The following is a 25,379-nucleotide window of genomic DNA, read 5'->3' as shown; positions in this document are numbered from 1 at the left end:
GGATGGAAAATGACTTATCCAAATTATTTTATGATGTTTGTCCTAGACATAACACTTTTGTTTTGAACTGACTATATATTGCTGGTAAAAATAAAGAGTTATATACTGTCTCACTATGGAAGCTAAATCTAGCGATATGGCTGCAAGCTAAAATTTTAAAATATACTATAGATAAAAGTAATCAAGAAACAAATAATTTTAGACTTTACGTCTCTATCCCTGCATTTACAGGTAAAGATAAAAAAGTGACTTTAGTAAAATATTCAGGTTTTGATATAGGGAATTTTGTATCATTTCTAATAAAAAACTCTGTAAAATATGATAAGAAAAGCAATAAAGTAGATATTAGCATATCATCTGCTTTAGAAACATTTACTAGTCCTTTATATAATGCGTTAAGTAATAATGACGAAAAAGATTTTATTGAATCATTGGATAGACTAGCAAAGTATCACATACAACTAGCTGATGTTTTATCTTTTGAAAATAATAGCGGTGAGTCTGATAACTGGTTATTGCTAAGTGAAGGTGCTTGGAGTGGATCATATTTTACAGGCTTTATGAGGACTTATTATGTTCTATTGAAGCAAACAGTTGATAAAATTCCGAGTAATACACAATACTTCTACCATAGCCTACGCTTTTACCGAAAAATTTTCTTCGAACAAAAGCATATAACTCAGTCTGAAGCTGAGACCGTTCTCAGAAATACGTTATATCTCTGGGTTGCTCTTTTGAAGTGGAAAAACCTATCTGATAAAGCTGATATAGCAGTTAGTGATGGTTTCGAAGATTCTATACGTAATTTTGTATCGGTCTGGGAGGAGTGGAAAAGATTTTATATTACACATAAGTATAAGGATACTACTAAATCGTATCCAATATTATTCGAGCATCTAAAATATACAGCTGAAATGGTTATTGAGTCATTAAGCTTCGAAAATGATCAAGCGTTGGGTTGGTCTACCGATATGTTGATTCATTGGAGAAATAGAACTTTAGATGTACAGACTCAGAACGAAGAATATTTATGGCATTCAGAAATTATTGATATTGAAATGCTATCCAAAGATAATTTCGACTTGTGGTTTAAGATTAGAAAAGGAAGAGATGAGAATATAGAGTCGGCCATCAATATAGCTCTAAAAAATGCATATATTGATGTAAGGTTTTTAATAGTATGTTCCATATTAACTAATAGCGATGATATTCCAAGAGTCAAACCTTATATTGACGCATTACTAGAAGAAAAGAGACTCCATTCTACTGGTACTATCGATACTCAAGTTAAAAGTATCAATCAGGCTAGTCAACTGCTAGGTGTTTATATTAGACATAAAAAATTTCACTCTGGCGGTATAGAGAATCATTCTGGATGGCAGGCTAAGTTAATTGAAAGTTTGAGTAGTAAATTTAGTCAAAAAATGGTTTCTGGTAGGATGTACGCAGGCTGGTATAACGTAAATATAGACCAAGAAGTTGTTCAACTAATTATTTCCTACTCTTCAACCAAATGGAAGATATCTAGAGACTGGCTTAATATTTTAAAGTCGAATGTTTACAGCTTCTCAAACAGAGAAGATATGATTCGTAGTTTTAAAGCTTTAATTGAGATTGCTCAAAAAACGTCTGAGTACAAGCTATTATCTGCTGAAATAACACCTGAAGAAATTGTGAACTATCGCACAAATTTTGTAGAGTCAATGGAAGAGCTAATTAATGAGATTGAGCAGATTAATAATAACCATATTATAAGTTCTAATATCGATAAAACAATACTTTCTGAAATGGGTAAAGTGGCATCTAACGACTTTATGGCTGATGAAACGAAGTTTCCACTTAATATGTTTGATGTAATAAAAAGAGATGGAATTAAATTAATTAGTAATAATCAAGTTATCACGAGAGATTTTGAGAAATCTTATATCATGATTGAAGATAGACCTCCAATACATAACTTGGTTGAAAATTATAGCGAAGGAATAGCAGGTAATCTAAGTAATGTTATATTAAGAAAAATAGTCATCAACAAGCCAACAAACTATGAGTCATTTAACTCTTTAGAAGATATGTTGTTTTCTATTTTAAATACCGCTGAAATATCTCATACTGTTCTCTTATGTCACTCTAGTTTGTGTGCTTTAATCTTCGATTTATATAAAGATGAACAGAAGCGTGAACAGTTCCAAATCACAAGGATTTATGCAGAAGACTATTCTTACAAAATTGGCGATTGTGAGGTTTATGATCATAGTTTTGATATTGTAAATTCATGTGTTTTGACAACGAAAGACAGATTTAAAGCCTTAATTATTGAAGGTTTTGAAGATAATAATATTGTAAACATTATTTTCAATGAAAATGAACAGGATAAAACAAAAGGTAATTTATCATTTGATTATAAATTAGACATTGAAATTGATGAAACTCAACCATTTATTGAACTGAGTTTAATCTCAGAAGATATTGTTGATGATGAAGAGGCCATTGAAGAACATATTGATGATATTGTTCAAGAAGAGTTGAACGAGGATAAAGTGCTATCTAAGCTAAGTAGAGTTATAAAATTATTTTCAAAATATAAAAGATAGATAACCCATGGTGGGTTAGCGAGCACAACCCACCATAAATATATTAGTAAAGGGAATCCCTTTAAAGTACATTTTCGCCTTAGTCATCCAAATCATGCTCTTTAGACTCCCTCTGAGCCTCAGCAATCAGCTCATGAATCCTAGCGCTTTCTTTTAGCACACAAGCATCATAGGCAGAGAGCGGCTCAGCTTCCTGCTGTTTTGCTTGCTCTTGTTGGGCTTTTTCTGCTAAATACTTTTCAAGTTTTTCGGCTTCAGAATCGCTCATAGTTTATCCCTCATATAATTTTCACCCTATAAAAAACGGCACTGAAATCAGTGCCGTTTTATAGGTCGTAATAATGTAAACCCTAACCACGACTCCTCAACTACTGATGCGCTACGTTATCAATCCCAGTTTAAAATTACTTTACCGCATTGTCCACTTTCCATGATATCAAAGCCTTCTTGAAAGTCATCAATGTGCATGCGATGGGTAATGATGGGCGATAGATCAATACCGCTAATCAGCATTTGCTCCATCTGATACCACGTCTCCCACATCTCACGGCCATAAATACCTTTTAGGGTTAATGCCTTAAAAATAATCTTGCTCCAATCCACCGTGGTGGTGTTCGGCAAAATGCCCAAGAGCGAGATTTTAGAGCCGTTATACATATTACTAATCATCGAATCAAAGGCCTGAGGCGAGCCTGACATCTCAAGCCCAATATCAAAGCCGTGCATTTTTAACTCAGTAATGGCACCTTCGATGGTTTCCCCTTTGGCTGGGTTGATGGTCATCGTCGCGCCCATTTTTTTGGCAAGCGCTAGGCGATAATCACTGATATCACTGACCACAATATTACGCGCCCCTGCGAAGCGGCAAATCGCTGTCGCCATAGAACCAATCAGTCCCGCACCCGTGATTAGCACATCTTCACCAAGGACAGGAAATGAAAGGGCAGTATGAGTGGCATTGCCAAAGGGATCCATAATGGCTGCCATCTCATCGCTGATCCGCTCGTCGAGTTTGATGACATTATCGGCAGGTATCACCAAGTATTCGGCAAACGCGCCATCGCGGTCGACGCCCACGCCGATGGTATTTTCGCACACATGCAGCTTGCCACGGCGGCAGTTACGGCAATGCCCGCAAGCGATATGTCCTTCGCCAGTGACTCGGTCGCCCACTTCAAAGTGCTTCACGCCATCGCCTATTTCACTAATGATGCCGACGTATTCATGTCCGATAATCATTGGTGTCTTGATGGTTCTTTCTGACCACTCATCCCACTTATAAATGTGCAAATCTGTACCACAAATGGCGGTTTTTTTAATTTTAATTTTAACGTCATTGATGCCAACCGTAGGTTCTGGCATATCTTGCATCCAGATGCCTTTTTTGGCATGGGCTTTAACCAGTGCTTTCATATTCTTCTCTTATTTAACGGTGTTGTACTTAATGGTTGAATCTAGCGAGTGAATATCGAACGACGCTTAATCAATCACCTTCATTTGCTTGGCGACTTTGATAAAGGCGGTGATACACTTGTCTAGCTGCTCGCGAGTATGGGCAGCAGAGAGCTGGACACGGATGCGAGCTTGGTCTTTGGGTACGACAGGGTAGAAGAAGCCAATCACATAAATGCCTTCTTTCAACAGCTCGTCGGCCATTTGTTGCGAGACATTGGCGTCATAAAGCATGACCGCACAAATTGCTGATGCGGTGGGTTTGATATCGAAGCCTGCATCTTGCATCTTCTTCACAAAATAGGCGGTATTTTCATGCAATTTATCTTGTAGGGTATTGTCTTGCGACAGCATCTCAAACGCTTTTACCCCAGCCGCCGCCACCATAGGAGGAATAGAATTTGAAAACAGATACGGGCGTGAGCGTTGACGCAACATCTCAACGATTTCTTTTTTACCCGTGGTAAAGCCGCCAATAGCACCGCCAAATGCTTTGCCCAAAGTACCAGTGATTAGCTCAATATCACCACGTAGATCAAACAATTCAGTCACGCCGCCACCAGTGTGACCGACCACACCTGCTGAATGTGACTCGTCAATCATCACCATGGCATCATATTTTTGTGCCAATGCATAAATCTCATCCATGGGCGCGACATTACCATCCATCGAAAACACACCATCGGTGACAATTAAACGAAAACGCTGTGCTTGCGCCGCTTGTAATTGCGTCTCCAAATCTTGCATATCCGCATTGGCATAGCGATAGCGCGCCGCTTTACACAGGCGTACGCCGTCGATGATTGAGGCATGATTTAACGAATCAGAAATAATGGCGTCATCGCTGGTCAGTAGTGGTTCAAAGGCACCGCCATTGGCATCGAAACAGGCCGCATAAAGAATCGTATCTTCGGTATTAAAAAACTTAGAAATCGCCGCTTCTAATTGCTTATGCAAATCTTGCGTCCCACAAATAAAACGCACCGATGACATGCCATAACCTGAGTTTTCAATAGCCTCGATAGCTGCCTTTTTAATCTCAGGGTGGTCAGACAATCCAAGATAATTATTGGCACAGAAGTTAAGCACCTCACGGCCATCAGTGATTTTGATGAGCGCATCTTGTGGAGAGGTGATCACGCGCTCGGTTTTATACAGTCCTGCTGCGCGTATATCACTGATTTCTTGTTGTAGGTGTTTCTGAAAGTCTTGATACATAAAGATTCCTTTTTTAATATTATTAGCGTTTTTATTGATAATGCAGATATTAGGACTGCTGATAGAACCAAACTGTAGGGCGTGTCCTCAATTCAATCGATAATCATCTAAATGGGTTAAAAATGGATAAATCTTGCCAAACGGTGTCAAATAGCTGACTAATATCTCGATATTATCTGCGCTATTTTCCTTGTTTGACTGCAATTTATCTCATTTTTATCACCATTTTTAAAATGAGGACACGCCCTAGTCATTTTAAAATAAAATTGATACGCCAATATTGCCGTGCTACTGGTATAAATTTTGCTTGCTTGCTGTGTCTACGCTGACAGAGGCTGCATAAAATATATCCCAGCATCACCGCATCGAGTGTAAAGTGAATAGACTATTTGCTTATTAGTTTGGACTACCCACAAATTGCTAAATACTGACGCACGACATTATCCATGCCTTGTTCCAATGATTCAATCGTAAATGCATGACCAATCGACACTTCAGCGATATCACTAAGCGCGAGCAGATCAGCCAAATTATCCAAGTTCAAATCATGACCCGCATTGACGCGGATACCGTTTTGATTGGCTAGATTAATACAGTCGCTAAAGCGTTGCTGTACCTCATCGAAATCAAACTTGTCATCGCTCTTACCATTACTGTAGGCGCGTGCCCATTCTTCGGTATACATCTCGATTGTCTGCACATCGCTCTCGATGACCGCTTTGATTTGCTCAACATCAGGATCAATGAACACCGCACAGCGCGTACCAAAGGCTTGTAGCTCTTTGCTTAATGTCGATAAAAACTCATGATGTGTGATGATATCAAAGCCGTGATCCGAGGTCAGCTGATCGTCACTGTCTGGCACGAGCGTACATTGATGCGGCTTTACTTCACGGATAATCTTTAAAAACTGCTCGTTTGGATTGCCTTCGATATTGAACTCAATCTCTGGATAGTCCTTTAAGAATGCACTGACATCATAGACATCTTGGTATCTGATATGACGCTCATCGGGTCTCGGGTGTACGGTAAAGCCTTTAACCCCTAGGTCAATCAGTTTTTTTACAAAGGTCAACAGGTTAGGGTAGTCAGTACCGCGAGAGTTACGGATCAAAGCCAATTTATTCAAATTTACGCTAAACAATGTGCTCATAAAATTCCTTGTACAGCTCGTTTATTATTGATGACATAATTATAGTCATTCCACTATAAAATTATTACTGCGTTAACCTCGTTTGAAGTATTTAATATACATCTACACTCGGTTGCCTTGTACTATTTTTAAATTGAATCGACTATAGGGTGTGTCCTCAATTCAATTGAGTATCCTCTAAATGAGCTAAATCTTGTCAAACATCGTCAAATAGCTGGTTAATATCCTAATATTATCTGCGCTATTTTCCTCGTTTGACTGCAATTTATCTCATTTTTATTACCATTTTTAAAATGAGGACATGCCCTAATAAAAATCGCTGGTATCAGCATACTTCTTATTCAATGCCTTTAAAATAGCATAAGTCTCTAAATCTACCGTTCCTGTTGGGTTACGGGGTCTAAAGTGTAGTTGAAACGCATAGACGACATCACGACTGGCTTTGTCCCATTCGTCACTATTGTTAATCTGATAGCCATAGTCACGAAACTGCTGCTTAAGCTCAGGTATCGTCGCCGCTGCAAATGCATTTGTATCCATAAAAGCAAGCTTATCAGCAGCATCATACCAAGCGCCGATACCATAATCTTTATACAGTTGCTGCCAAGGAAACTTTGCACCGGGGTCTATCTTACGTGAGGGTGCCATATCAGAATGACCAATGATATTCTTTGGTGAGATATCATATCTAGTAGTGATATCTTGCACCAGCTCCGCGACCTTTTTAATCTGCCACTCATTAAAGGCGACATAATGCTCATAAGGATGGTAGTCGATATTGCCATTTTTTAGTGCATCTTTATATTCAGGCGCAATCCCTGCATTGACGATTTCTATGCCGATAGAAGTATCGTTCAGGATTGTCCGTCCCGCAAAGCCACCATCGCCCGCATGCCAAGCGCGTTCATTTTCTGGGACGAGATTATAAATTTTATCGTCGTCATTATCTAACACTAAATAGTGCGCGCTGACCTTGCCTGTGGTCAGTGTTTTGATCGATCTGTCATTGTCTGACACCGTATAGTGCAGGACGATGGTTTTGATGCGCTCGCTCTTGCCAGTGGCTTGGTAGGTTTTACTGTCCACGATGTAGCTTTTGGTAGTTGCTACTGGGGAGGTCGTGGTCACGCAGCCAATCAAGGGCAGTGTTAAGCCAAACGCTAAGAAGATGTTTTTTACCATGAAATGCTCTGTGTGAATAAAGGTGAGCTTTGATATAGTCGTTTCAATATAATTTTGATACAAGGAAGGCGAGCGAAAGTACTACAAATAGTAGACTAAGCGAGCCTGACACCGTATTTGATTTATATAGGATTGACTATACTTGCCTTTATTTTTTTATTGATAGTAGATAGATGAGTTCGAGATATCTTTGAAAGCTTTTTTAATTCTTGCGAATCTTCTTAGCCAACACCTTTTTCCAACTATCTTCTAAACACTCAATCGCAAGCCAAGGCTCAATCAACTCGGCATCAAATTTTTCTTTTGAATTTGATAGCTGCCACAGCTTCTCTAACGTGGCGAATGGATAAGGGCGTTCTATCAAGTAAACTGGCAAATCCGCATTAATCAGACCATCTGTCACGACTTGGAAGTACCAGCCAGAGATGCCTTGTTTGCTGACCCATGCTGCAATATTTGGCACTTTGGTAAACTGTCCGATTTGGTCGTTGATTTTGTAGCAAGGGCGTCGTGGTTGGACGATACGCAGTTGTAAATTATCAACATCATCCGTACTAGTAGCCGTATCACCATACTCAAAAACGTCGCCAATACAAACTGTAGATTCGGTCATTTCAGGTAGACCATTCACGGCTTCAGTCGTGAGGTTTTCGCCCAATGTACCGACGCGGACTTTTAGACCAAATTCTGCGTTAATTTTCTCATAAGTTGCAGGTGCCAGTTGATGCACGGCTTTGAGTGGGCCACCATGATGCTTACGATCGGCTTGCTCATCAGTGGTCAATCCCATGAAGTTGACCGCAACAGGCGCTTTGATTGGCGCTTTATCAATGGCACTCATTTCTTCACGGGTGAATGGCATGGCTTTGCCAGCGCGGACGCAAATTAGATTGGCGATATGTAGCGGCAGGTTTTGGTTAAAGTCGGCTACATTTTTTGGGGTAGAAGATATTAGCGTTGCTATATTTATAGGTTCTAAGCTCATAGGTTTTCCTAATCTGTAGGGATTTATTAGGGGAGAGGCTACTTTAATACTGGTATTAATAATGCGTATTATCTTAGCTTAATCACTCATCTAATGCTAAGCATTCAGCCGCTTAAAATTTAGCAGTAGGTGAAAGGGTATTAGAACGGTAAATTTTAGACAAAAAAAGACCAGAATAGATATCTGGTCTTTTTGGTTTTCACAGCGTTATAAAAATAAATAAAATTATTTATTTTTATTGCGGCGGCCGGCCGTTTTCTTTTCACGCGGTACAGCGACCAGCTCAGCCAATTGCTCAGGTGATGACCATAGACCTTCTAAGTCATAGAACTCACGGGCTTGTGGCGTCATTACATGCACGACGACAGCGCCCAGATCAATCAATGTCCAGTCAGAGTCGATACCGCCTTCGCGACCAAGTGGCATAAAGCCCGCTTGCTTCGCTTCAGCGCCGACATTGTCAGCCATCGCGCGTACATGGCGCTTAGAAGTACCGTCAGCGATAACGATGCGTTCGGTTACGTCAGTCAAATCTTCTACATTCATTACGGTGATGTTCTTCGCTTTCATATCATCTAGAGCGGTCTCAACAACGGCTAAGCATTCTTTTAAGCGTTCTTCAGTCATGGTGTTGGTCATAAATTTTGATCTCTTGAATCGTCAATATTAAAAATAAAAAGGTAAATCGTCAATTTGCATGCGTTGGCATTGTCGAATGGACTAGATGTCGCCAGTCAGCTGTAGAGACTGGATGGGCAAAATGACAAAGATAAGGCGATTTTAACGGAATTGAGCAGCAGAATATAGCTGATGGGCGATAATATATTGATAAACAGCAGGATTTAGCCATTTAGCTAATGGATTGGGTGCAGTATTGTCTATGATATCATTTATTGGTGCGATAGATGTCATTTGCCTTGCCGCTGCGGATATTATATTCGATCGATTGTCTGTCGGCTGCAACTGTTGGCGTATCTGTGTACTGGATATCGTGGCGATAGGACGCGAGTCTATATAAATGTGGCCTTGATGGGTGTTTTTCAAGAGACGGCTATCGGTCGATGCTTGAGAGGTGGGCTGTAATAAATCAATAGGCGCATCGATGCGTAAAGATTGCAGCTGCGCAGGTAATTGGATGTGCAAGTTCATCGTATCCTGCGCGACTAACGTTTTGTTGGCGCAATGAGTCGTGGTTGCCAACAGGCGATTATTTTTATGATTAATATCAGACAGGTCATCACGATTAAACACCCAAAGATTGACGTAATCCGTAAGCTCTAAACCGTTTTTCCATTTGCTCAAACTCAGCGCGCTATCCATACCGATGATGAATATTAGACTGTCATGCGGATAACGCTGGCGCAACGTGCGTACACTATCGATGGTATAAACAGGTGGTGTTTGCCACAGCTCAAGCTCATTAATTTGTAGCGGTGTGTTGAGTGTCGCAAGCTTTAACATCGCCAGACGGTGTTTAGGAGCTGTACTTTTTTCTTTAAAGGGTGAGCGCGCATTGGGCAATAGTGACACGTGCAGCGCGCGCTGTTGCTGCTTGGCTATCGGTAGCAAACGCTGATAAACAGTCATCGCCATTTGCAGATGACCATCATGTACGGGATCAAATGAGCCGCCAAGATAAGCACGGATGGCTGGCGCAGGTGTATTTTTTTGAGAATTTTTGCTGGTATTTGGCATAAATAAATGCGTAAAAATAGATAAGAGGCACGTTGTCGTTGATGCATTTTACCCTTTTATCAGCGGACCTTTTTAGGATAAATGCTTCGATGGTAGCGCTATTGTAGAGGGCAAGTGGGCATCTGTCATTAAAAGTGCTGAAATACTAGGTAAAATGAGCGCTTAGCTATCCGTAATGAAAGCGTTTTAAAAAGTCAGTTATAAACATAGCCAATAAAAAACCGACCATCATTTTGATAGTCGGTTACCTATAGCGCAATTAGTCACACATTTTAATGCAATTAAATCGCGTCGCTATGAGCTTGAATAGCGGTAAGGGCGATGGTGTAGATAATATCATCGACCAAGGCTCCGCGAGACAAGTCGTTTACTGGCTTATTCAAACCTTGCAGCATTGGGCCAACACTCACTACATTGGCGCTACGTTGTACGGCTTTATAAGTGGTATTGCCCGTATTGAGGTCTGGGAAAATAAAGACATTGGCTTGCCCAGCGACAGGTGAGTCAGGCGCTTTTTGCTTGCCGACGCTCATGACAGAAGCGGCGTCATACTGTAGCGGCCCATCGACTTTTAGGTGTGGCGCACGCTCGCGGACGATTTGGGTCGCACGAGTGACTTTTTCGACATCTGCGCCAGTTCCTGATGAGCCTGTAGAATAGCTAATCATCGCGACTTTTGGATCAATACCGAAGGCAGCAGCAGACTGTGCTGATTGAATGGCAATCTCAGCCAGTTCTTCGGCATTTGGATCAGGATTAATGGCACAGTCACCGTAGACCACCACTTGCTCAGGCAGCAGCATAAAAAATATTGATGATACGAGCGAGTATTGCGGTGCGGTCTTAATCAACTGAAACGCTGGACGGACAGTATTGGCAGTGGTATGAATCGCGCCAGAAACGAGGCCGTCGACTTCGTCCATCTGTAGCATGGTCGTGCCTAGATATACGGTGTCTTTTAAGTATTCAGCCGCGACTTCTGCGCTGGTTTTGCCTTTACGGCGTTCGACCACTGCAGCGATATACTTATCCATATCAAGCGTATCGGGGTCAATTATTTCAAGACCTTCTGGTAAAACTAAGTCAAGATTTTTAGCCACTTGCTCGACATCGCTACGCTTAGCGAGTAGTACACAGTTGGCGATGCCGCGGCTTTGACAGATACAAGCGGCTTCAACCGTACGCGGCTCGGAACCCTCTGGTAGCACGATGCGTTTTTTGGCGTTTTGTGCTTTTTTAACCACTTGATGACGGAATGCAGATGGTGAGAGGCGCGGCTCATGATTTTGACTAAAATAGTCTTTAATCCAGCTAAGATTTAAATGAGCGGCGACATAACGAGCCACTTCTTCAGCACGTTCGGTATCATCACTTGGAATCTCTGCGCTCATGTGCATGAGGCTTTGTACGGTCTCATAGCTGTCACTTTCGACACTCATGACAGGGATACCTGTTTTGAGGGCAGATTGCCATAGCTCAGCGACGGTTGCACTCGGCTCGACGCCGCCGGTTAATACCAATCCTGCCAGCGGTATACCATTGATACAAGCCAGTCCAGCTGCTAATAGTAAATCATCTCGATCGCCCGGTACGACGATAAGGGTGCCACGTTTAAACACCTCATCGACGCGTGCGACCGAGCGTGCGGTTAGGCTAATGCGGTTAATACGGCGTGACTTAGCTTCACCGACATTGAGCCATTTGGCATCAAGCTCAGTGGCGATATCCCACGTACGAGGCACGGACAGTGAATCACTGAATGGCACCACCCCGATTAAACGGAACGCATCAGTATTAAAATGTGGTGATAGGCGCTGGACTTCTTGCATAAAGCCTTCATCTAAACTCACAACTGCTTCGCCAGGGGCAACGATTTGATTTTCTACGGTGCTTTGTGCATTTGGCAAGTCATGTACACGCATCAAAATCGCGCCGAGCGTGCGCTCATGGGCGATGCCGCCAAACTCACGAGCGTGAACGTCAAGTTTATCAGCCAGATAGGCCGGTTTACTGGTATCAGCAGTGCTAACAAAGATGATTCTAGCATCTAATGCATGGGCAATCGCACGGTTGATTTGCGAGGCATAAGAGGTCTCTGTGGTCGGTACTAAGCCTTCACAGATCACCACATCATAATCATCGCCCAGAGTATGATAGTTGACGACCACTTCTTCCATCAAGTCATCAAGATTATCATCACCAATCATACGCTCAACACGCTGCCGACTGATAGATTTAGGTGGCGTCAGACCAAAAGCATGCATTGCTAACGCGCTTGAGCTGTCTAAACTGTTTTGCTTATCAAGTGTATCATCTTGCAAAAATGGCTTCATAAAGCCCGCTTTGATACCGTTGTAATCAAGAGCGCGGATCAATCCAAGCGCTGCTGACGTTACGCCGATACCACGGCTGATGGGAACTAGTAAAATGGTTTGCATAAAGTATCCTACGGTTTATTATATTTTTAAAGCTCACTTCATCCTTGCTGGAATGAGTAAAACGTCGCGCTTCTCATCATAGGCTATGTATAAGAAGCGCTGGGCAAAAAATAACTTAACACGTCTAATGAATAAAAGCTTATAAGACGAATAGAAGCTTATGAGAAAATTATAAGCAATTTATAATATAAGCAACTTATAAAAAGTGTCGAGCTTAGAGTAAGCCCAATGCTTCACGTGTTTCTTGAGCAATACGGCACTCTTCATCAGTTGGCACAACCCATAGCTCGATGCTGCTATCGTCTGCGTGGAAGCTGCCTTCGCTACCACCAAACAAGCTCGCATTTTTGTCAGCGTCTACTTTTATGCCGAAATGACGCATCACTTCTAAGATACTGGTACGGGTGGTGACTGAGTTTTCACCGATACCACCCGTAAAGACAATACCTGTGAATTCTGGCAGCGCGCAGCTTAAGCTGGCAAGATATTTACCGACGCGGTAACAGAACATCTCGATAGCGAGTTTGGCATCTGCGTGACCTTCGTTCGCCGCTTGTTCGACGGTACGTAAATCATTAGACAAGCCTGAGACACCCAATAGACCACTTTCATTATTGAGCATGGCATCAATCTCTTCCAAGCTCATACCGAGCTGGCGCTTTAGGTGTATGTGTAGACTTGGGTCAACATCACCACTACGCGTACCCATCATGAGCCCTTCAAGCGGGGTCAGACCCATACTGGTATCGAAACTTTTGCCGTCATAAACGGCAGTTGCCGAGCAGCCATTACCCAGATGCGCTGTAAGCCAGCCATGTGGGCCTTTAGATGCTGTAATTTCACTGGCGCGCTCTGAGACGTAAGCATGAGAGGTACCATGAAAGCCATAACGGCGGATTTTGTGTTCTTCGTATAGGGCTTTTGGTAGTGGGTAGCGAAAAGCAACAGGAGGCATGGTTTGGTGAAAGGCTGTATCAAAGACGACGACTTGAGGGATATCAGGATAAATTGCCTGTACCGCTTCGATACCTAAAGCATGGGCAGGGTTATGCAGTGGCGCGAGTATTTTTAAGCGTTTTACTTCGTCCAGTACATGCTCATCGACACGGACTGCTGCAGAGTACTCACGGCCACCATGAACCACGCGATGACCAACGGCGATGAAATGATACTGTTCTAATAGCTCAAGAATTTTTTGTAATGCTAACTGATGACGACCACCTGAGATAGAGATTTCCAGCTTATCACCATTCAACGTCGTGTGTTTGATACGAGCAGTATCGAGTCCTAAGTTTTCGGCCAAACCAGTGATACGAATAGAATTGTCTTCGCTAATCAGCGCGTATTTGATAGAAGAGGAACCACAGTTGAGGACTAAGGTGGGATTGATTAGGTTCGATGTTTCGGTATTTTTGTCATCAAAAGTGGTGGTTAGGCTGGCGCTCATACTCTGTCCTTAGATTGTATTTTGTAAAGGGTGACTCATCACAGACGAGTACCGGTTGAATAAACAAAAACCAGCCGCATCCATGCCGACATAGGTCAAGCAAGTACATTGCTGATTCTGGTCACTCTTGGGCTGGCACTATTGATCAGTGCTTGTTAAGTCGCATGCTAGCGCCTTAACACAGTCGCAAGGTCTACACATAATGTACCATAGTTTTATGGCTATACCACGATAACTATAAGGGTTAAATTGATAGAATGTGGTATAGACAATACAACTGTACACCGAGTGTCGCTAGGGTTTGTCGGCTGCTACAGTGAAATATAGTAGCTCATAATAAATTGTAAGAAAATTTGTCTAAGTAAATATAATAGGCTGTTTTACCCTTATAGCGATACATTAAGACCGCTAGTATCAACGCTCGCTTAGTAAATGGCAGTTGCACGGTCTAGTAAAGCTTAGCAAAACTTAGCAAAACCGAACTCGTCCAAATTTATTGATTAGGGATATTCAGTATGCACACAGCATTATGTAATAATGCTATTATCCAAAGCAGTCATATTGTCATTTTTTAGCTATGGCGATAGCTTTTGTTTAGCTGTCTATAGGGTTTGATCTATCGCCTTTATGACTCGTGCTTTTTATCATCCTCATGCCATTGCAACGTCACAGGTTCTCTATTCTATGTTTACTATTAACCGCTTTTCGAAAACTGAGCACACTAATGTCGCTGATCTTGGTCGCCGTGTTATCTCCACTTTTATTATTAGTGGGGTGGTTATAATGGGTTTGACGGGTTGCGGTCAAAAAGGCAATCTATACCTCGCCGACGCTAGTAGCCAGACGGTTCAAGGAGCTACGGATAGCGCTGGCATACAGGGTAGTACCTATTCGACACAAGATGATGGTCATCAAGAAATGGATGATTTTAAGCTACCGGAACCCAGTGAAGACCCGAATGATTATTGATTTTGATTAAAAACTCAATGCCGTCAACGAGATTTCGGTGTGCACCCTAAGATTTTTTAACTTTGATAACCTGATGAAATTAGAGATGTTTATATGAGTCATTCTGAGCAACAAACTGGCGAATCTGTCACGATCCAAACTGAGCAAGGCTTGTATATTAATCCTCAAGCTTTAACCGCCCATTTACCCGCGCTAGATTATCGCGATGGTGCACTGTATATGGAGCAGGTGAGCATTGATGATGTGGTTAAACACTACGATACGCCATGCTATGTTTACTCAAAACAAGCCATTTTGGATGTTTATCAAGCTTATAGCGATAGCTTTGCCAGTTTAACGCACCAGATTTGTTATGCGGTAAAAGCAAACTCTAACCTTGCGGTACTTGGTATATTGGCGCAAGCAGGCGCAGGGTTTGATATCGTCTCTCGTGGCGAGCTCATGCGCGTATTGGCGGCAGGTGGTGCTGCTTCACGTGTGGTGTTCTCAGGTGTGGGCAAAACCTATAGCGATATCGAATATGCCCTGACCCAAGGTATTGGTTGTTTTAACGTAGAGTCAATCAGCGAGCTGGCTTTAATTAATGATGTGGCACAGAAATTGGATAAACCTGCGCCAATTTCACTACGGGTTAATCCCAATGTCGACGCCAAAACCCATCCGTATATCTCAACAGGGTTAAAAGACAATAAATTCGGTATTACCCACGAAGACGCGGTTGCCGTCTATGAGCAAGCGGCACAGTTATCCCATATTGATATCGTCGGTATTGACTGTCATATTGGCTCGCAGTTGACTGAAGTTGCGCCATTTGTAGCAGCTTTAGATAAAGTGATTGAGCTAATACACAATTTACGTGATAAAGGTATTGAGCTGCGTCATATCGATTTGGGCGGTGGTTTGGGTGTGCGTTATATCGATGAGACACCAGTATCTATCGACGAGTTTGCCCAAGCGTTATTACCGAAACTTAGCGAGCTTGGCTTAACGGTATTCTTTGAGCCGGGTCGCAGTATTGTGGCAAATGCTGGGGTATTATTGACTAAGGTTGATGTGCTCAAACCAACGGAACATAAGAACTTTGCCATTGTTGACGCAGCAATGAATGACTTGATTCGTCCGGCGTTATATCAAGCTGAAATGGCAGTCATTCCAAGTGTTTTGCCTGAGAATGGCATCGACACTGATGGCACACAGCCATGGGATATCGTTGGCGCTATTTGCGAAACGGGTGATTTTTTAGCGAAAGACCGTTTATTGTCGCTCGCGGCAGGCGATGTTTTAGCAATCACAGGCGCTGGTGCGTACGGCTTTACCATGAGTAGTAATTATAATTCACGCCCGCGTGCTAGTGAAGTAATGGTCGCCGATGATAGCCATCAACTGATTCGCAAACGCGAAACCATTGAAGCACTATATGCGGACGAAGTATTGTGGCAAGGTAAATAAATCGTTGACCAACAGATTTAGCCATTTTTAGCCCATTTAGGCGTTTTCGTTTAGACTGAGGACATGCTCTAGATAAAAAGCCCCTTGTCTTTATGATGATGGGCTTTTTTATGGCCTGCTCTAATGAGAGATATCAGTTTGGCTGTACAAGGTGGATTTAGCATCGTGTTAACTTAGTATTTGATAGCGGTGATAGTTATGATTGTATCTGACAGCGTGCTAATATAAGACATACATAAAAATAGGATAGGATAACAAGGATATGCTAATAGAATTTACGAAGATGCATGGTCTGGGCAATGATTTTATGGTCATCGATTTGGTGACTCAGCGCTTAGATTTGACCAAGGATTTGGTACAGTTACTGGGTGACCGTCATTTGGGTATTGGCTTTGATCAGCTGCTCGTCGTTGAGCCACCGATGCGTCCTGACGTTGATTTTAGTTATCGCATTTTTAATGCTGATGGGTCAGAAGTTGAGCAGTGCGGTAATGGTGCGCGCTGTTTTGCCCGTTTTGTGCAAGCGCGTAAACTGTCATTTAAACAGCGTTTGCGTGTTGAGACGGCGAGCGGCATCATTTCATTGACCACTGATCGTTATGGCTGGGTCGAAGTCGATATGGGTAAGCCGAAATTTGAACCAAGCGAGATTCCTTTTACCCCCAGAGCCACGACCAAAATTCAAAACGCCTATCATCTCGATGTAAATGGCACTCCTGTACAGCTTTATGTTGCCAATATGGGCAACCCGCATGCCGTTATCAAAGTTGATAACGTGCTCGATGCCGACGTTGAAACCTTAGGCAAAGCCATCGAATCGCATCCCGCCTTTCCCGACCGCGTCAATGTCGGCTTTATGCAAGTGATGAATCAGCGTCACATTCGTCTGCGTGTCTATGAGCGCGGTGTCGGTGAGACACAAGCCTGTGGTACTGGCGCTTGTGCCGCAGTAGCGGTTGGTATCCGCGAAGGCTGGCTCGATGAAGGCGAAGACGTGCGTGCGCAGCTTTATGGTGGCAGTATGATCATCAAATGGCAGCCGGGTTATTCAGTGATGATGACCGGTCCGACCGCCTTTGTTTACGAAGGCGTATTTAGCCCAGATGGTCTGATGGCACAAGCGGGCATCAAGCCCAATCCAGAAAGCTAATGGATAATAGGGCTATGTCCAATAAAAACAATCATACGATGGAGCCTACCTCAGATTCTGAGGCAAAAGCATGGCTATCAGTCGAGCACGCCGCGGCTATAGAGTCGGATGCTGCATTACGTGATTTGTTAGCGCCCGTGCATCGTTGGCTTAATGTCTTGTCGGTGCGCAATCATTCGCCGCATACGTTGACCGCTTATTTTGCAGGACTGAATCAATTGGCGCTGTTTTTACGTGGGAAACGTCTGACGTGGACGCGCTGCGATAAGCGCCAATTAGCCCAGCATATCAGCCAACGCTTGGATGAAGATAAGCTGGCACTTGCCAGCGTCCAGCAAGAGCTGTCAGCAATTCGCCATTTTTATGGCTGTTTGATAGAAGAGGATTTAGCACGTATCAATCCAACGACTGGCTATCAGCTCAAGCGTAGTCCTCGACCGCTGCCGTCTATCGCTGATGTTGATTTGCTCACTCAACTGCTTGACCAAGAGATGCCTGATACACCCGAACAAGCGCGCCTATGGCTGCGTGATAAGGCGATGTTTGAATTGCTATACAGCAGCGGTCTGCGCGTAGGTGAGTTGGTCGCGTTGGATATGGTAGATGTAGATTTGTCAGACCTGCGCGTGCGCGTGACAGGTAAGGGCAATAAAACGCGTTTGGTGCCGTTAGGTATCAAGGCAGCAGAAGCGATTAGCCGTTATCTACCGCATCGTAATCTTTGGGTGGAGCAAATGGACAGCGCATTATTCATTAGTGAAAAATTGGGTACGCGTTTATCAACACGGGCAGTACAGCAGCGTCTCAAAGTTGCGGCTACCCGTGCTGGCATCGCACAAAATATGTATCCGCATCTATTGCGCCATTGTTTTGCCTCGCACATGCTGTCGGGCAGTGGTGATTTGCGTGCGGTGCAAGAAATGCTTGGGCATAGCGATATCAGTACCACGCAAATTTATACCCATGTCGATTTTGCTAAACTCACGCAAGTCTATGATCGCGCTCATCCGCGCGCGACTCATACACGGACCGAAGAAAACAACACCTAATATTCAATACTTACTATTCAGTATTGAAACTGACTTACGCCAAACGATGACAGTCAAAAATGGGCATTTTTTGGCGGCCTTGCTGTTGAGTCTGTTTATCTAAGGTTGCCAAAATCAAAGCATAATTTTTATTATCTTTATTAATAGCGTTGTTTAATTCACTATCCTCATAGCTGTTAATAATCGTGCCATCAAAAGCTGTGATAGTGGTATGCCCCCACGTTTGACGGATATCACCGTTTTTATAAACATGGTCGCCGCCTTGTGCTGCGCCAATGACCATGCACTGACTGTCTAACGCCCGTGCGCGAAGTAACAGCGACCAGTGTGCTTGCCCCGTTAAGTAAGTAAATGCCGATGGCGCACTTAATAGGTCAGCGCCTGCTTGACGTAAGCGCTGTGCCAATGCGGGAAAACGCAAATCAAAACAAACCATCATACCCAGTTGATAAGCAGCATGATTACTCTCTACTGTTGCAACTACAGTCTGTGTACCGGGCTCAAACGTCGCCGCTTCATTATAGCTGCCATGTTTATCTGCTACCGTCGCCGTGAATAGGTGAATTTTGTCATAGCGTGCCACTCGCGTACCATCAGGGGCAAATAGCTGACTGACTTGGCGCAGTCTGCCATCAGGCACGATAACGCCATCAGGGCGATAAGGGCAGGGCAGTGAGCCTGCCAGCACATAGACACCGTAAGTACTGGCATAGTCTGCTATCGTCGCTGATAGCGCATCAAAGCGCTCTGCGGTGGCAAATTGCTCGCCCATGCTACAGCAGTTTTCAGGTAAGACAACAAGGTGAGCACCTTGATGACTGGCATCGCAGATGGCAGCTTTTATAGCCGTTACGTTTTTTTCGATGTTTTGCTGGCTATTCATTTGAATCGCAGCAGTGATAAGGTGCGGTTTGTTTGCTTGATTATTCATCGTATTATTCTCGGTTAATGTTAAGAGTGATTCAATTGGCTCGAAGGTTTTGTGTCATGTACCTTGTATTTTTTATACAGCCTTATTATTATCAACAAGATTTGGTTGTTTATTCTTTAGCAGTTCATGCTAAAACGGTCAAATTTATAGAGTTTTATAAGTAGAGAGCAATAAGCGTATTGGGCCGTCTATAAATTATCATAGCAAAATTGCCACGAAAAATGCTATCGTCATGTCCTGATAACGTTAAATCGCTACTTTAAGTGGCAACATATATAGACTATCACCAGTATCGGAGTGTAATAAGCCACCCATGAGTATGTCTTTCGGATTGGCGACCACGCTGAGCACCTCACAAAAACTGACCCCGCAAATGCAGCAAGCCATTAAATTGCTGCAACTCTCTAGTCTTGAGCTTGCGCAAGAAGTTCAGGCCAAGCTGGATAGTAATCCATTGCTTGAACGTATTGAGGATGATGAAGATGAATACGATTATGGCAGCGGCGATAGAGTAGATGAGTCATTGACACTTGATAGCTGGAACCAGAGCACTGATATTGACTCATTTAGTGCAACCTCTGAGAGTAATACCCACAACTCTGAACCAGATGAAGACTTTAGTGATAGCTTGGACAAATTACAGCAAGCCAGTATCGATGATGGTGCCATAGACAATAATACGATGGATAGTGACGACTATAGTAGCTTTGAAAGTAGTGTTGATAGCAGTAATTATGCATCTACGGCAAGCAGTTCGGGGAGCAAAAGTGACGAGGATTTTGACAGTTATCAAGGCGGCACTTCTGCCACCATACAAGATCACGTGCGCTGGCAGCTGAACTTTAAGCATCTCTCAGAAGCGGACATGTTGATTGCAACCTATCTGATAGACTCTATGGATGACATGGGTTTTGTGCGGCTTGATATCGATGAGCTGTTGCAAAGCTTCGATACTATGGCAAGTTTTTATCAATGGGATGAATCTGTTGAGCACGATGAAGTCATGGCTGTTTTACGTGTTATTCAGTCTTGCGATCCGCTGGGTGTCGGGGCGCGAAATCTCAGTGAGTGCCTAGCGATTCAATTGTCCAAGCTCGATGCAAATACTGACCATCTAAAAGAAGCGCAAGCATTATTGTCAGCCAGTGAGCATTTGGTGAGCAATAACATCAAAGCATTGACTGAGCGGACTGGACTCGCGCCTACACAGATTACCCCCGCGCTTAACTTGCTGCGTACCTTGAATCCGTCACCTGGCCTGCTATTTCAAAGTAGCCAACCAGACTATACTCAGTCGCCAGCCAGCTATGATATTCCTGATGTTTTGGTCACGCCTATACGTCACCATCAGAGTCAGACGAGTTCAGATAAATCGACGCAAGAGGACGGCTGGAATGTGCGCCTCAATCCTGACACCATGCCAAAGCTAAGAGTCAATCAAGAATATGCCAATTTGGTGAAGCGCGGTGATGACAGCCCCGACAATCAATATCTGCGTGAAAACCTCACCGATGCGCGCTTGTTTATTCGTAGTATTGAAGAGCGTAATCAAAACTTATTAAAAGTGGCAACCAGTATCGTGCGTTATCAGCAAGAGTTCTTGCAGCATGGCGCGACTGCCATGCAACCCCTTATTCTAAAAGCCATTGCCGAAGAAGTGGATTTGCACGAATCGACCGTTTCACGTCTAACCACCAGTAAAACAATTTTGACGCCGCAGGGATTGTTTTCACTCAAGCATTTCTTTTCATCTCATGTCAGCAGTACCGACGGCGATATTTCATCGACTGCCATTAGCGCCATGATTAAGCAATTGATAGCCAATGAAGATGCCAAAAAGCCATTATCTGACAGTCGCATAAAAGATTGTTTATTATCCGAAGGTATCGATATCGCCAGAAGAACCGTGGCCAAATATCGTGAAGCAATGAATATTGGCTCGTCTACTCAGCGTAAACAGAAATATTAAATGTCACAATTCAATGAGTTAAGAGAAAAATCGTGCTATCGCTAATATATTTCTTGATAAATATAAAAAATAAAATTTTATGATTATATAGAAACATTGAGGAAACAACCTTTTTTATTACATTTAATTACACTTTACTGTCTTGCTACTATTCGATATTCATGACAAATTAGAGTCATACCAGCAACGAAATCTAAGTGTCGATTTAGCGTATTTACTTATCTCATTAATCAAAATGACAACGAAAGGATACGTTCGATTTTTGCTAAAAGTATCGATTACTAAAGGCGCTGATAAATAAAGACACCCCATTCATTGTTGGTAAGGCAGGGTGAAAAAGCAGGAATGCTGGCTCATCTGTTGATTGTAAGTAACAACGCAAGCAACAACGTAGGCAACAATGTAAGTCATAATAAAAGGACAATAATATGAATGTTTCTATCAGTGGTCACCATATCAGTGTCACCGACGCTATGAACGCAGCTGTTCAAGAAAAACTTGATAAAATTGGTCGTCATTTTGATCAAATTCAAAGTATTCAAGTCATTTTATCATTAGATAACAGCGGTGCTATAAAGAGCCATAAGGCTGAAGCGATTATGCGAGTATCGGGTAAAGAGATGTTTGTCCAAGCGCTTGACGATGATATGTATAAAGCCATTAACGAGATGGCAGACAAACTTGATAGACAAGTACGCAAGTACAAAACTAAGTTGGAGAGTAAAAAGACTCAGGGTGCTGGGCGTGATGGACGCTATGAAGAGCTGATGACAGACGATGCTGCTCCAGCAGTTTAATGTTATAGAGTTTAGGGTATTTGAAGGTTACTGATTACTGGCTGATGAAATAATAAATAGTATAAATAGCCGCATTTTTAGATATCTCTAAATGACATTGCCTAAAACGGAAAAAGACCTCAAACGTTTGCTACGTTGAGGTCTTTTTTATGAGCAATTATTTTTTAAAAACTCACCTTTAAATATATTTCTTTAAGCACATTTATTTTCAAATCAATAGAGCATTATTTTGGCTAATTAGCCGCCACCAACCGCTTGTACCACTTCGATATTCATACCTTCAGCGATACTTAATTGAGCAAGCTCACTCTTTGGAATCAGTTCGCCATCGACTTCTACTGCATAACGACCTTGGCTAAGACCAAGCTCATTGATGACCAATTGCACGGTCTGATGGGTAGTCTGTAGTTTCTTACCATTAACGATAATGGTACTCATAAAATATACTCCTTAATGATTTTTTATCCTTTTGTGTGTACTAAGGCGTGTCCTCATTTTTATCTCTATTTTCAAAATGAAGACATGCTCTAAAATGCAATTTAATTATTCTTGTTTGACTGGCTATTTTGCAACCAATTTGTTCATCTTGAATGATGACACTGCTAACCATAGCCAACCTGCAATCATTAGTACGCCGCCGATAGGCGTAATCGCGCCAAACCAAAGTGGTGCGCCAAGTGTCATTGCATATAAGCTACCAGCAAATATTATAATGCCAATTTGTAGTAGCCATGCAGTGATTTGAGTGGCATATCTCAGGCGAATGAACAGACCAACCAGTAATAAACCCAGCGCATGTATAAACAAATACAGTGTTGCAGTATGCCACCATTCGAGTTGTTGCAAACTGGCGATATTTTTTAAGCCATGCGCTCCAAACGCTCCTAAAGCGACAGCAATGGCCATATTGATCGCCGCAATACCTATCCAATTTAACATGACAAACTCGTATTATCTAAAAACTACCGCTAGTGAAAGACAGGCACTACTGATAGGTAATAACTACTGAATATCGTCTGGCAAAATAACGCTATCAATGGTCATTGCCTCGCGGATTTTGTCCATGGCATTTTTTTCGATTTGGCGCACGCGTTCGGCTGAGATAGAGTAGACGGCTGCCAATTCGTGTAAGGTTGATTTTTGCTCAGAGAGCCAGCGTTGCTCCACGATATCGCGTGAGCGCTCATCAAGGGTATCCATTGCCGCAATCAATGCAGATGAGTTGCTTTCTTCCCAATCTGCTTCTTCTAACTGCTCGGCAGGATCGATACCATCTTCTAAAAATAGCTGCGGTGCATAACGTCCATCGTCGTCATCGCTAGATTGCGCTTCAAACGAGGCGTCATAAGAGGTAAGCCGCGATTCCATTTCTAACACCTGCTTGCGTGTGACATTTAAGTCCTTGGCAATGGCATCAGCCTCTTCTAGCGTTAGCTGGTTGTTGGTTTTTTTGAGACTACGTAAGTTAAAGAACAATTTACGGTGCGCTTTGGTGGTCGCAACTTTGACAATGCGCCAGTTACGAATCACAAATTCATGAATTTCTGCTTTAATCCAATGCACTGCAAATGACACCAAACGCACGCCCTTATTCGGGTCAAAGCGTTTTACAGCCTTCATTAGTCCCAGATTGCCCTCTTGGATTAAGTCTGCTTGCGGCAAACCATAACCCGAGTAGCTACGGGCAATATGAATCACAAAACGCAGGTGCGACATCACGAGCAGACGCGCTGCTTCTACATCGCCTTCGTCATAATAACGATGTGCCAGCTCTTGCTCTTGGATTGGTGTCAAAATTGGGATTTGGTGCACAGTGTTGATATAAGCGCCCAAATTGACCCCAGGCGCTGACAAATGAGTCGGCATCGCTGGCACTAAGTCACGGGTGCTAGTATCGCCTAAGGCGCTAGCATCATAAGGTGGACGTTGGGCGGCAGCTTTTAATGCGGCATCACGTGCTTCGTTTTTTATAGGAGCTGCCTCATCTTTTTTATTCGTTTTTGCAGTATCAGTAGAATTATTAGCCATATTCTTGACCTTGATTAAATAGTGACGCAAATAGTCAGATAAAAATCTTTATAGTTGTAATTGTAAAGGATAGCGACACTTAGTTGCTATCAGTTTTAGTAATGATGAAGTGATATATTGTATCGAAACGCTGTGCTGATAAGCTATCCGCTGATGGTTGATCCGTCATGCTATTAACGATTAATCGCAGTTGACTTGCGGCATTTGCTTGCTGGCTTTGTTGACAAAAAGCGGTGATATCAGCCTGTGAGTTGGCATCAGTTGCGACCACGTATAATGAACCGCCAGCTGTGACGTTACGTAGTGCCACTTTGGTTTTTAACAGCGGCATTGGACAAGCAAGTCCGCGACCATCGACGAAACGTTGGACATGAATGGACTGCGTTTCATTCGCCTCATGATCTGTAGTGACGGTAGGCGCTGGTAACAAGTCTAACAGGTTATTGATGTCTTGCTGCTCAGTATCAGACAAATCTGCTGATAAGTTTATAGAATAAGGCGAATATACGGTGGTTGACTGACGATCAGCAGACATAAAATAAACCTTATAAATATTTTGATTTGTACTAGGGCGTGTCCTCAATTCAATCGATTACTTTCTAAATGGGCTAAAAATAGCTAAATTTTGCTAAACATCGTCAAATAGCTTCTTAATATCTCGATATTATGTGCGCTATTTTCCTTGTTTGACGGCAATTTATCTCATTTTTAAAATGAGGACACGCCCTAGATTGTATTGAACATTCGCAAACACGCAATGACAGTGCTTGTTATTCTTAAATGACACTCGGCAGTGACCAGATCCTATAGTCGTGAAATGCCATTATATCAAATAGCCGATATGTAGTTGAAGTTGAATATAATCAACGTCACATT

22 protein-coding genes are annotated in these 25,379 nt (G+C 42.7%); 7 read left to right on the top strand and 15 right to left on the bottom strand.

Features of this window, described 5'->3' with window-relative positions; all coding sequences use genetic code 11:
• Positions 1 to 245 precede the first annotated feature (245 nt).
• Positions 246 to 2,591, top strand: a complete 2,346-nt coding sequence (locus JMX82_RS11225) for a hypothetical protein (protein ID WP_201540604.1) — start codon at positions 246 to 248, stop codon at positions 2,589 to 2,591.
• A gap of 79 nt (positions 2,592 to 2,670) precedes the next feature.
• Here the strand turns inward: JMX82_RS11225 and JMX82_RS11220 are convergent, their stop codons facing one another.
• The 10 genes from JMX82_RS11220 to JMX82_RS11175 all read right to left on the bottom strand — a co-directional run bounded on the left by JMX82_RS11220 (position 2,671) and on the right by JMX82_RS11175 (position 14,161).
• On the bottom strand, positions 2,671 to 2,859 hold the full coding sequence (locus JMX82_RS11220) for a hypothetical protein (RefSeq protein WP_201540603.1): 189 nt from the start codon (positions 2,857 to 2,859) through the stop codon (positions 2,671 to 2,673).
• A 119-nt stretch (positions 2,860 to 2,978) separates the two neighbouring features.
• A complete protein-coding gene (gene tdh / locus JMX82_RS11215; RefSeq protein ID WP_201540602.1) occupies positions 2,979 to 4,004 on the bottom strand; it encodes an L-threonine 3-dehydrogenase in 1,026 nt (341 codons plus the stop codon).
• Positions 4,005 to 4,070: 66 nt separating this feature from the next.
• The gene (gene kbl / locus JMX82_RS11210) at positions 4,071 to 5,261 is read right to left on the bottom strand and encodes a glycine C-acetyltransferase (protein WP_201540601.1); all 1,191 of its coding nucleotides are present in this window, start codon (positions 5,259 to 5,261) and stop codon (positions 4,071 to 4,073) included.
• A 406-nt stretch (positions 5,262 to 5,667) separates the two neighbouring features.
• Entirely contained in the window at positions 5,668 to 6,414 is a 747-nt protein-coding gene (locus tag JMX82_RS11205) for a pyridoxine 5'-phosphate synthase (protein ID WP_201540600.1), read from the bottom strand.
• A 306-nt stretch (positions 6,415 to 6,720) separates the two neighbouring features.
• Entirely contained in the window at positions 6,721 to 7,596 is an 876-nt protein-coding gene (locus tag JMX82_RS11200) for an N-acetylmuramoyl-L-alanine amidase (protein WP_201540599.1), read from the bottom strand.
• A gap of 202 nt (positions 7,597 to 7,798) precedes the next feature.
• Positions 7,799 to 8,581, bottom strand: a complete 783-nt coding sequence (locus tag JMX82_RS11195; protein WP_413786776.1) for an MOSC domain-containing protein — start codon at positions 8,579 to 8,581, stop codon at positions 7,799 to 7,801.
• Between the two features lie 225 nt (positions 8,582 to 8,806).
• A complete protein-coding gene (rsfS, locus tag JMX82_RS11190) occupies positions 8,807 to 9,220 on the bottom strand; it encodes a ribosome silencing factor (protein WP_045443355.1) in 414 nt (137 codons plus the stop codon).
• Positions 9,221 to 9,361: 141 nt separating this feature from the next.
• On the bottom strand, positions 9,362 to 10,276 hold the full coding sequence (locus JMX82_RS11185; RefSeq protein WP_201540598.1) for a nicotinate-nicotinamide nucleotide adenylyltransferase: 915 nt from the start codon (positions 10,274 to 10,276) through the stop codon (positions 9,362 to 9,364).
• Positions 10,277 to 10,557: 281 nt separating this feature from the next.
• Positions 10,558 to 12,714 (bottom strand): phosphate acetyltransferase, encoded by a 2,157-nt coding sequence (gene pta / locus JMX82_RS11180; RefSeq protein WP_201540597.1) that lies wholly within the window; start codon positions 12,712 to 12,714, stop codon positions 10,558 to 10,560.
• Between the two features lie 214 nt (positions 12,715 to 12,928).
• A complete protein-coding gene (locus tag JMX82_RS11175; RefSeq protein WP_201540596.1) occupies positions 12,929 to 14,161 on the bottom strand; it encodes an acetate/propionate family kinase in 1,233 nt (410 codons plus the stop codon).
• A gap of 684 nt (positions 14,162 to 14,845) precedes the next feature.
• Between JMX82_RS11175 and lptM the strand changes: the two genes are divergently transcribed.
• The 4 genes from lptM to JMX82_RS11155 all read left to right on the top strand — a co-directional run bounded on the left by lptM (position 14,846) and on the right by JMX82_RS11155 (position 18,778).
• Entirely contained in the window at positions 14,846 to 15,130 is a 285-nt protein-coding gene (gene lptM / locus JMX82_RS11170) for an LPS translocon maturation chaperone LptM (protein ID WP_201540595.1), read from the top strand.
• Positions 15,131 to 15,223: 93 nt separating this feature from the next.
• Positions 15,224 to 16,579 (top strand): diaminopimelate decarboxylase, encoded by a 1,356-nt coding sequence (gene lysA / locus JMX82_RS11165; protein ID WP_201540594.1) that lies wholly within the window; start codon positions 15,224 to 15,226, stop codon positions 16,577 to 16,579.
• Between the two features lie 262 nt (positions 16,580 to 16,841).
• Entirely contained in the window at positions 16,842 to 17,729 is an 888-nt protein-coding gene (gene dapF / locus JMX82_RS11160; RefSeq protein ID WP_201540593.1) for a diaminopimelate epimerase, read from the top strand.
• 14 nt (positions 17,730 to 17,743) lie between these two features.
• Positions 17,744 to 18,778 (top strand): tyrosine recombinase XerC, encoded by a 1,035-nt coding sequence (locus JMX82_RS11155; protein ID WP_227676669.1) that lies wholly within the window; start codon positions 17,744 to 17,746, stop codon positions 18,776 to 18,778.
• A 34-nt stretch (positions 18,779 to 18,812) separates the two neighbouring features.
• On the opposite strand, the gene JMX82_RS11150 is transcribed toward JMX82_RS11155, so the two are convergent.
• Positions 18,813 to 19,709, bottom strand: coding sequence for a nitrilase-related carbon-nitrogen hydrolase (locus JMX82_RS11150; RefSeq protein ID WP_201540592.1), 897 nt, complete (start codon positions 19,707 to 19,709; stop codon positions 18,813 to 18,815).
• A 313-nt stretch (positions 19,710 to 20,022) separates the two neighbouring features.
• Between JMX82_RS11150 and JMX82_RS11145 the strand changes: the two genes are divergently transcribed.
• On the top strand, positions 20,023 to 21,678 hold the full coding sequence (locus JMX82_RS11145; RefSeq protein ID WP_201540591.1) for an RNA polymerase factor sigma-54: 1,656 nt from the start codon (positions 20,023 to 20,025) through the stop codon (positions 21,676 to 21,678).
• Between the two features lie 428 nt (positions 21,679 to 22,106).
• On the top strand, positions 22,107 to 22,475 hold the full coding sequence (hpf, locus tag JMX82_RS11140) for a ribosome hibernation-promoting factor, HPF/YfiA family (RefSeq protein WP_045443369.1): 369 nt from the start codon (positions 22,107 to 22,109) through the stop codon (positions 22,473 to 22,475).
• Between the two features lie 237 nt (positions 22,476 to 22,712).
• Here the strand turns inward: hpf and thiS are convergent, their stop codons facing one another.
• From thiS to JMX82_RS11120, 4 genes are all read right to left on the bottom strand, one after another.
• The gene (gene thiS, locus JMX82_RS11135; RefSeq protein WP_045443372.1) at positions 22,713 to 22,913 is read right to left on the bottom strand and encodes a sulfur carrier protein ThiS; all 201 of its coding nucleotides are present in this window, start codon (positions 22,911 to 22,913) and stop codon (positions 22,713 to 22,715) included.
• A 123-nt stretch (positions 22,914 to 23,036) separates the two neighbouring features.
• Positions 23,037 to 23,414: a DUF423 domain-containing protein gene (locus JMX82_RS11130; RefSeq protein ID WP_201540590.1), complete on the bottom strand. Its 378-nt coding sequence runs from the start codon at positions 23,412 to 23,414 to the stop codon at positions 23,037 to 23,039.
• 63 nt (positions 23,415 to 23,477) lie between these two features.
• Positions 23,478 to 24,341 (bottom strand): RNA polymerase sigma factor RpoH, encoded by an 864-nt coding sequence (gene rpoH, locus JMX82_RS11125; protein ID WP_198329691.1) that lies wholly within the window; start codon positions 24,339 to 24,341, stop codon positions 23,478 to 23,480.
• A gap of 241 nt (positions 24,342 to 24,582) precedes the next feature.
• Positions 24,583 to 25,038 (bottom strand): sulfurtransferase TusA family protein, encoded by a 456-nt coding sequence (locus JMX82_RS11120; RefSeq protein ID WP_201540589.1) that lies wholly within the window; start codon positions 25,036 to 25,038, stop codon positions 24,583 to 24,585.
• Positions 25,039 to 25,379: the final 341 nt, after the last annotated feature.

Source organism: Psychrobacter sp. 1044 (assembly GCF_904846525.1).
Lineage (GTDB): Bacteria > Pseudomonadota > Gammaproteobacteria > Pseudomonadales > Moraxellaceae > Psychrobacter.
This window is presented reverse-complemented; position numbering and strand designations above follow the sequence as displayed.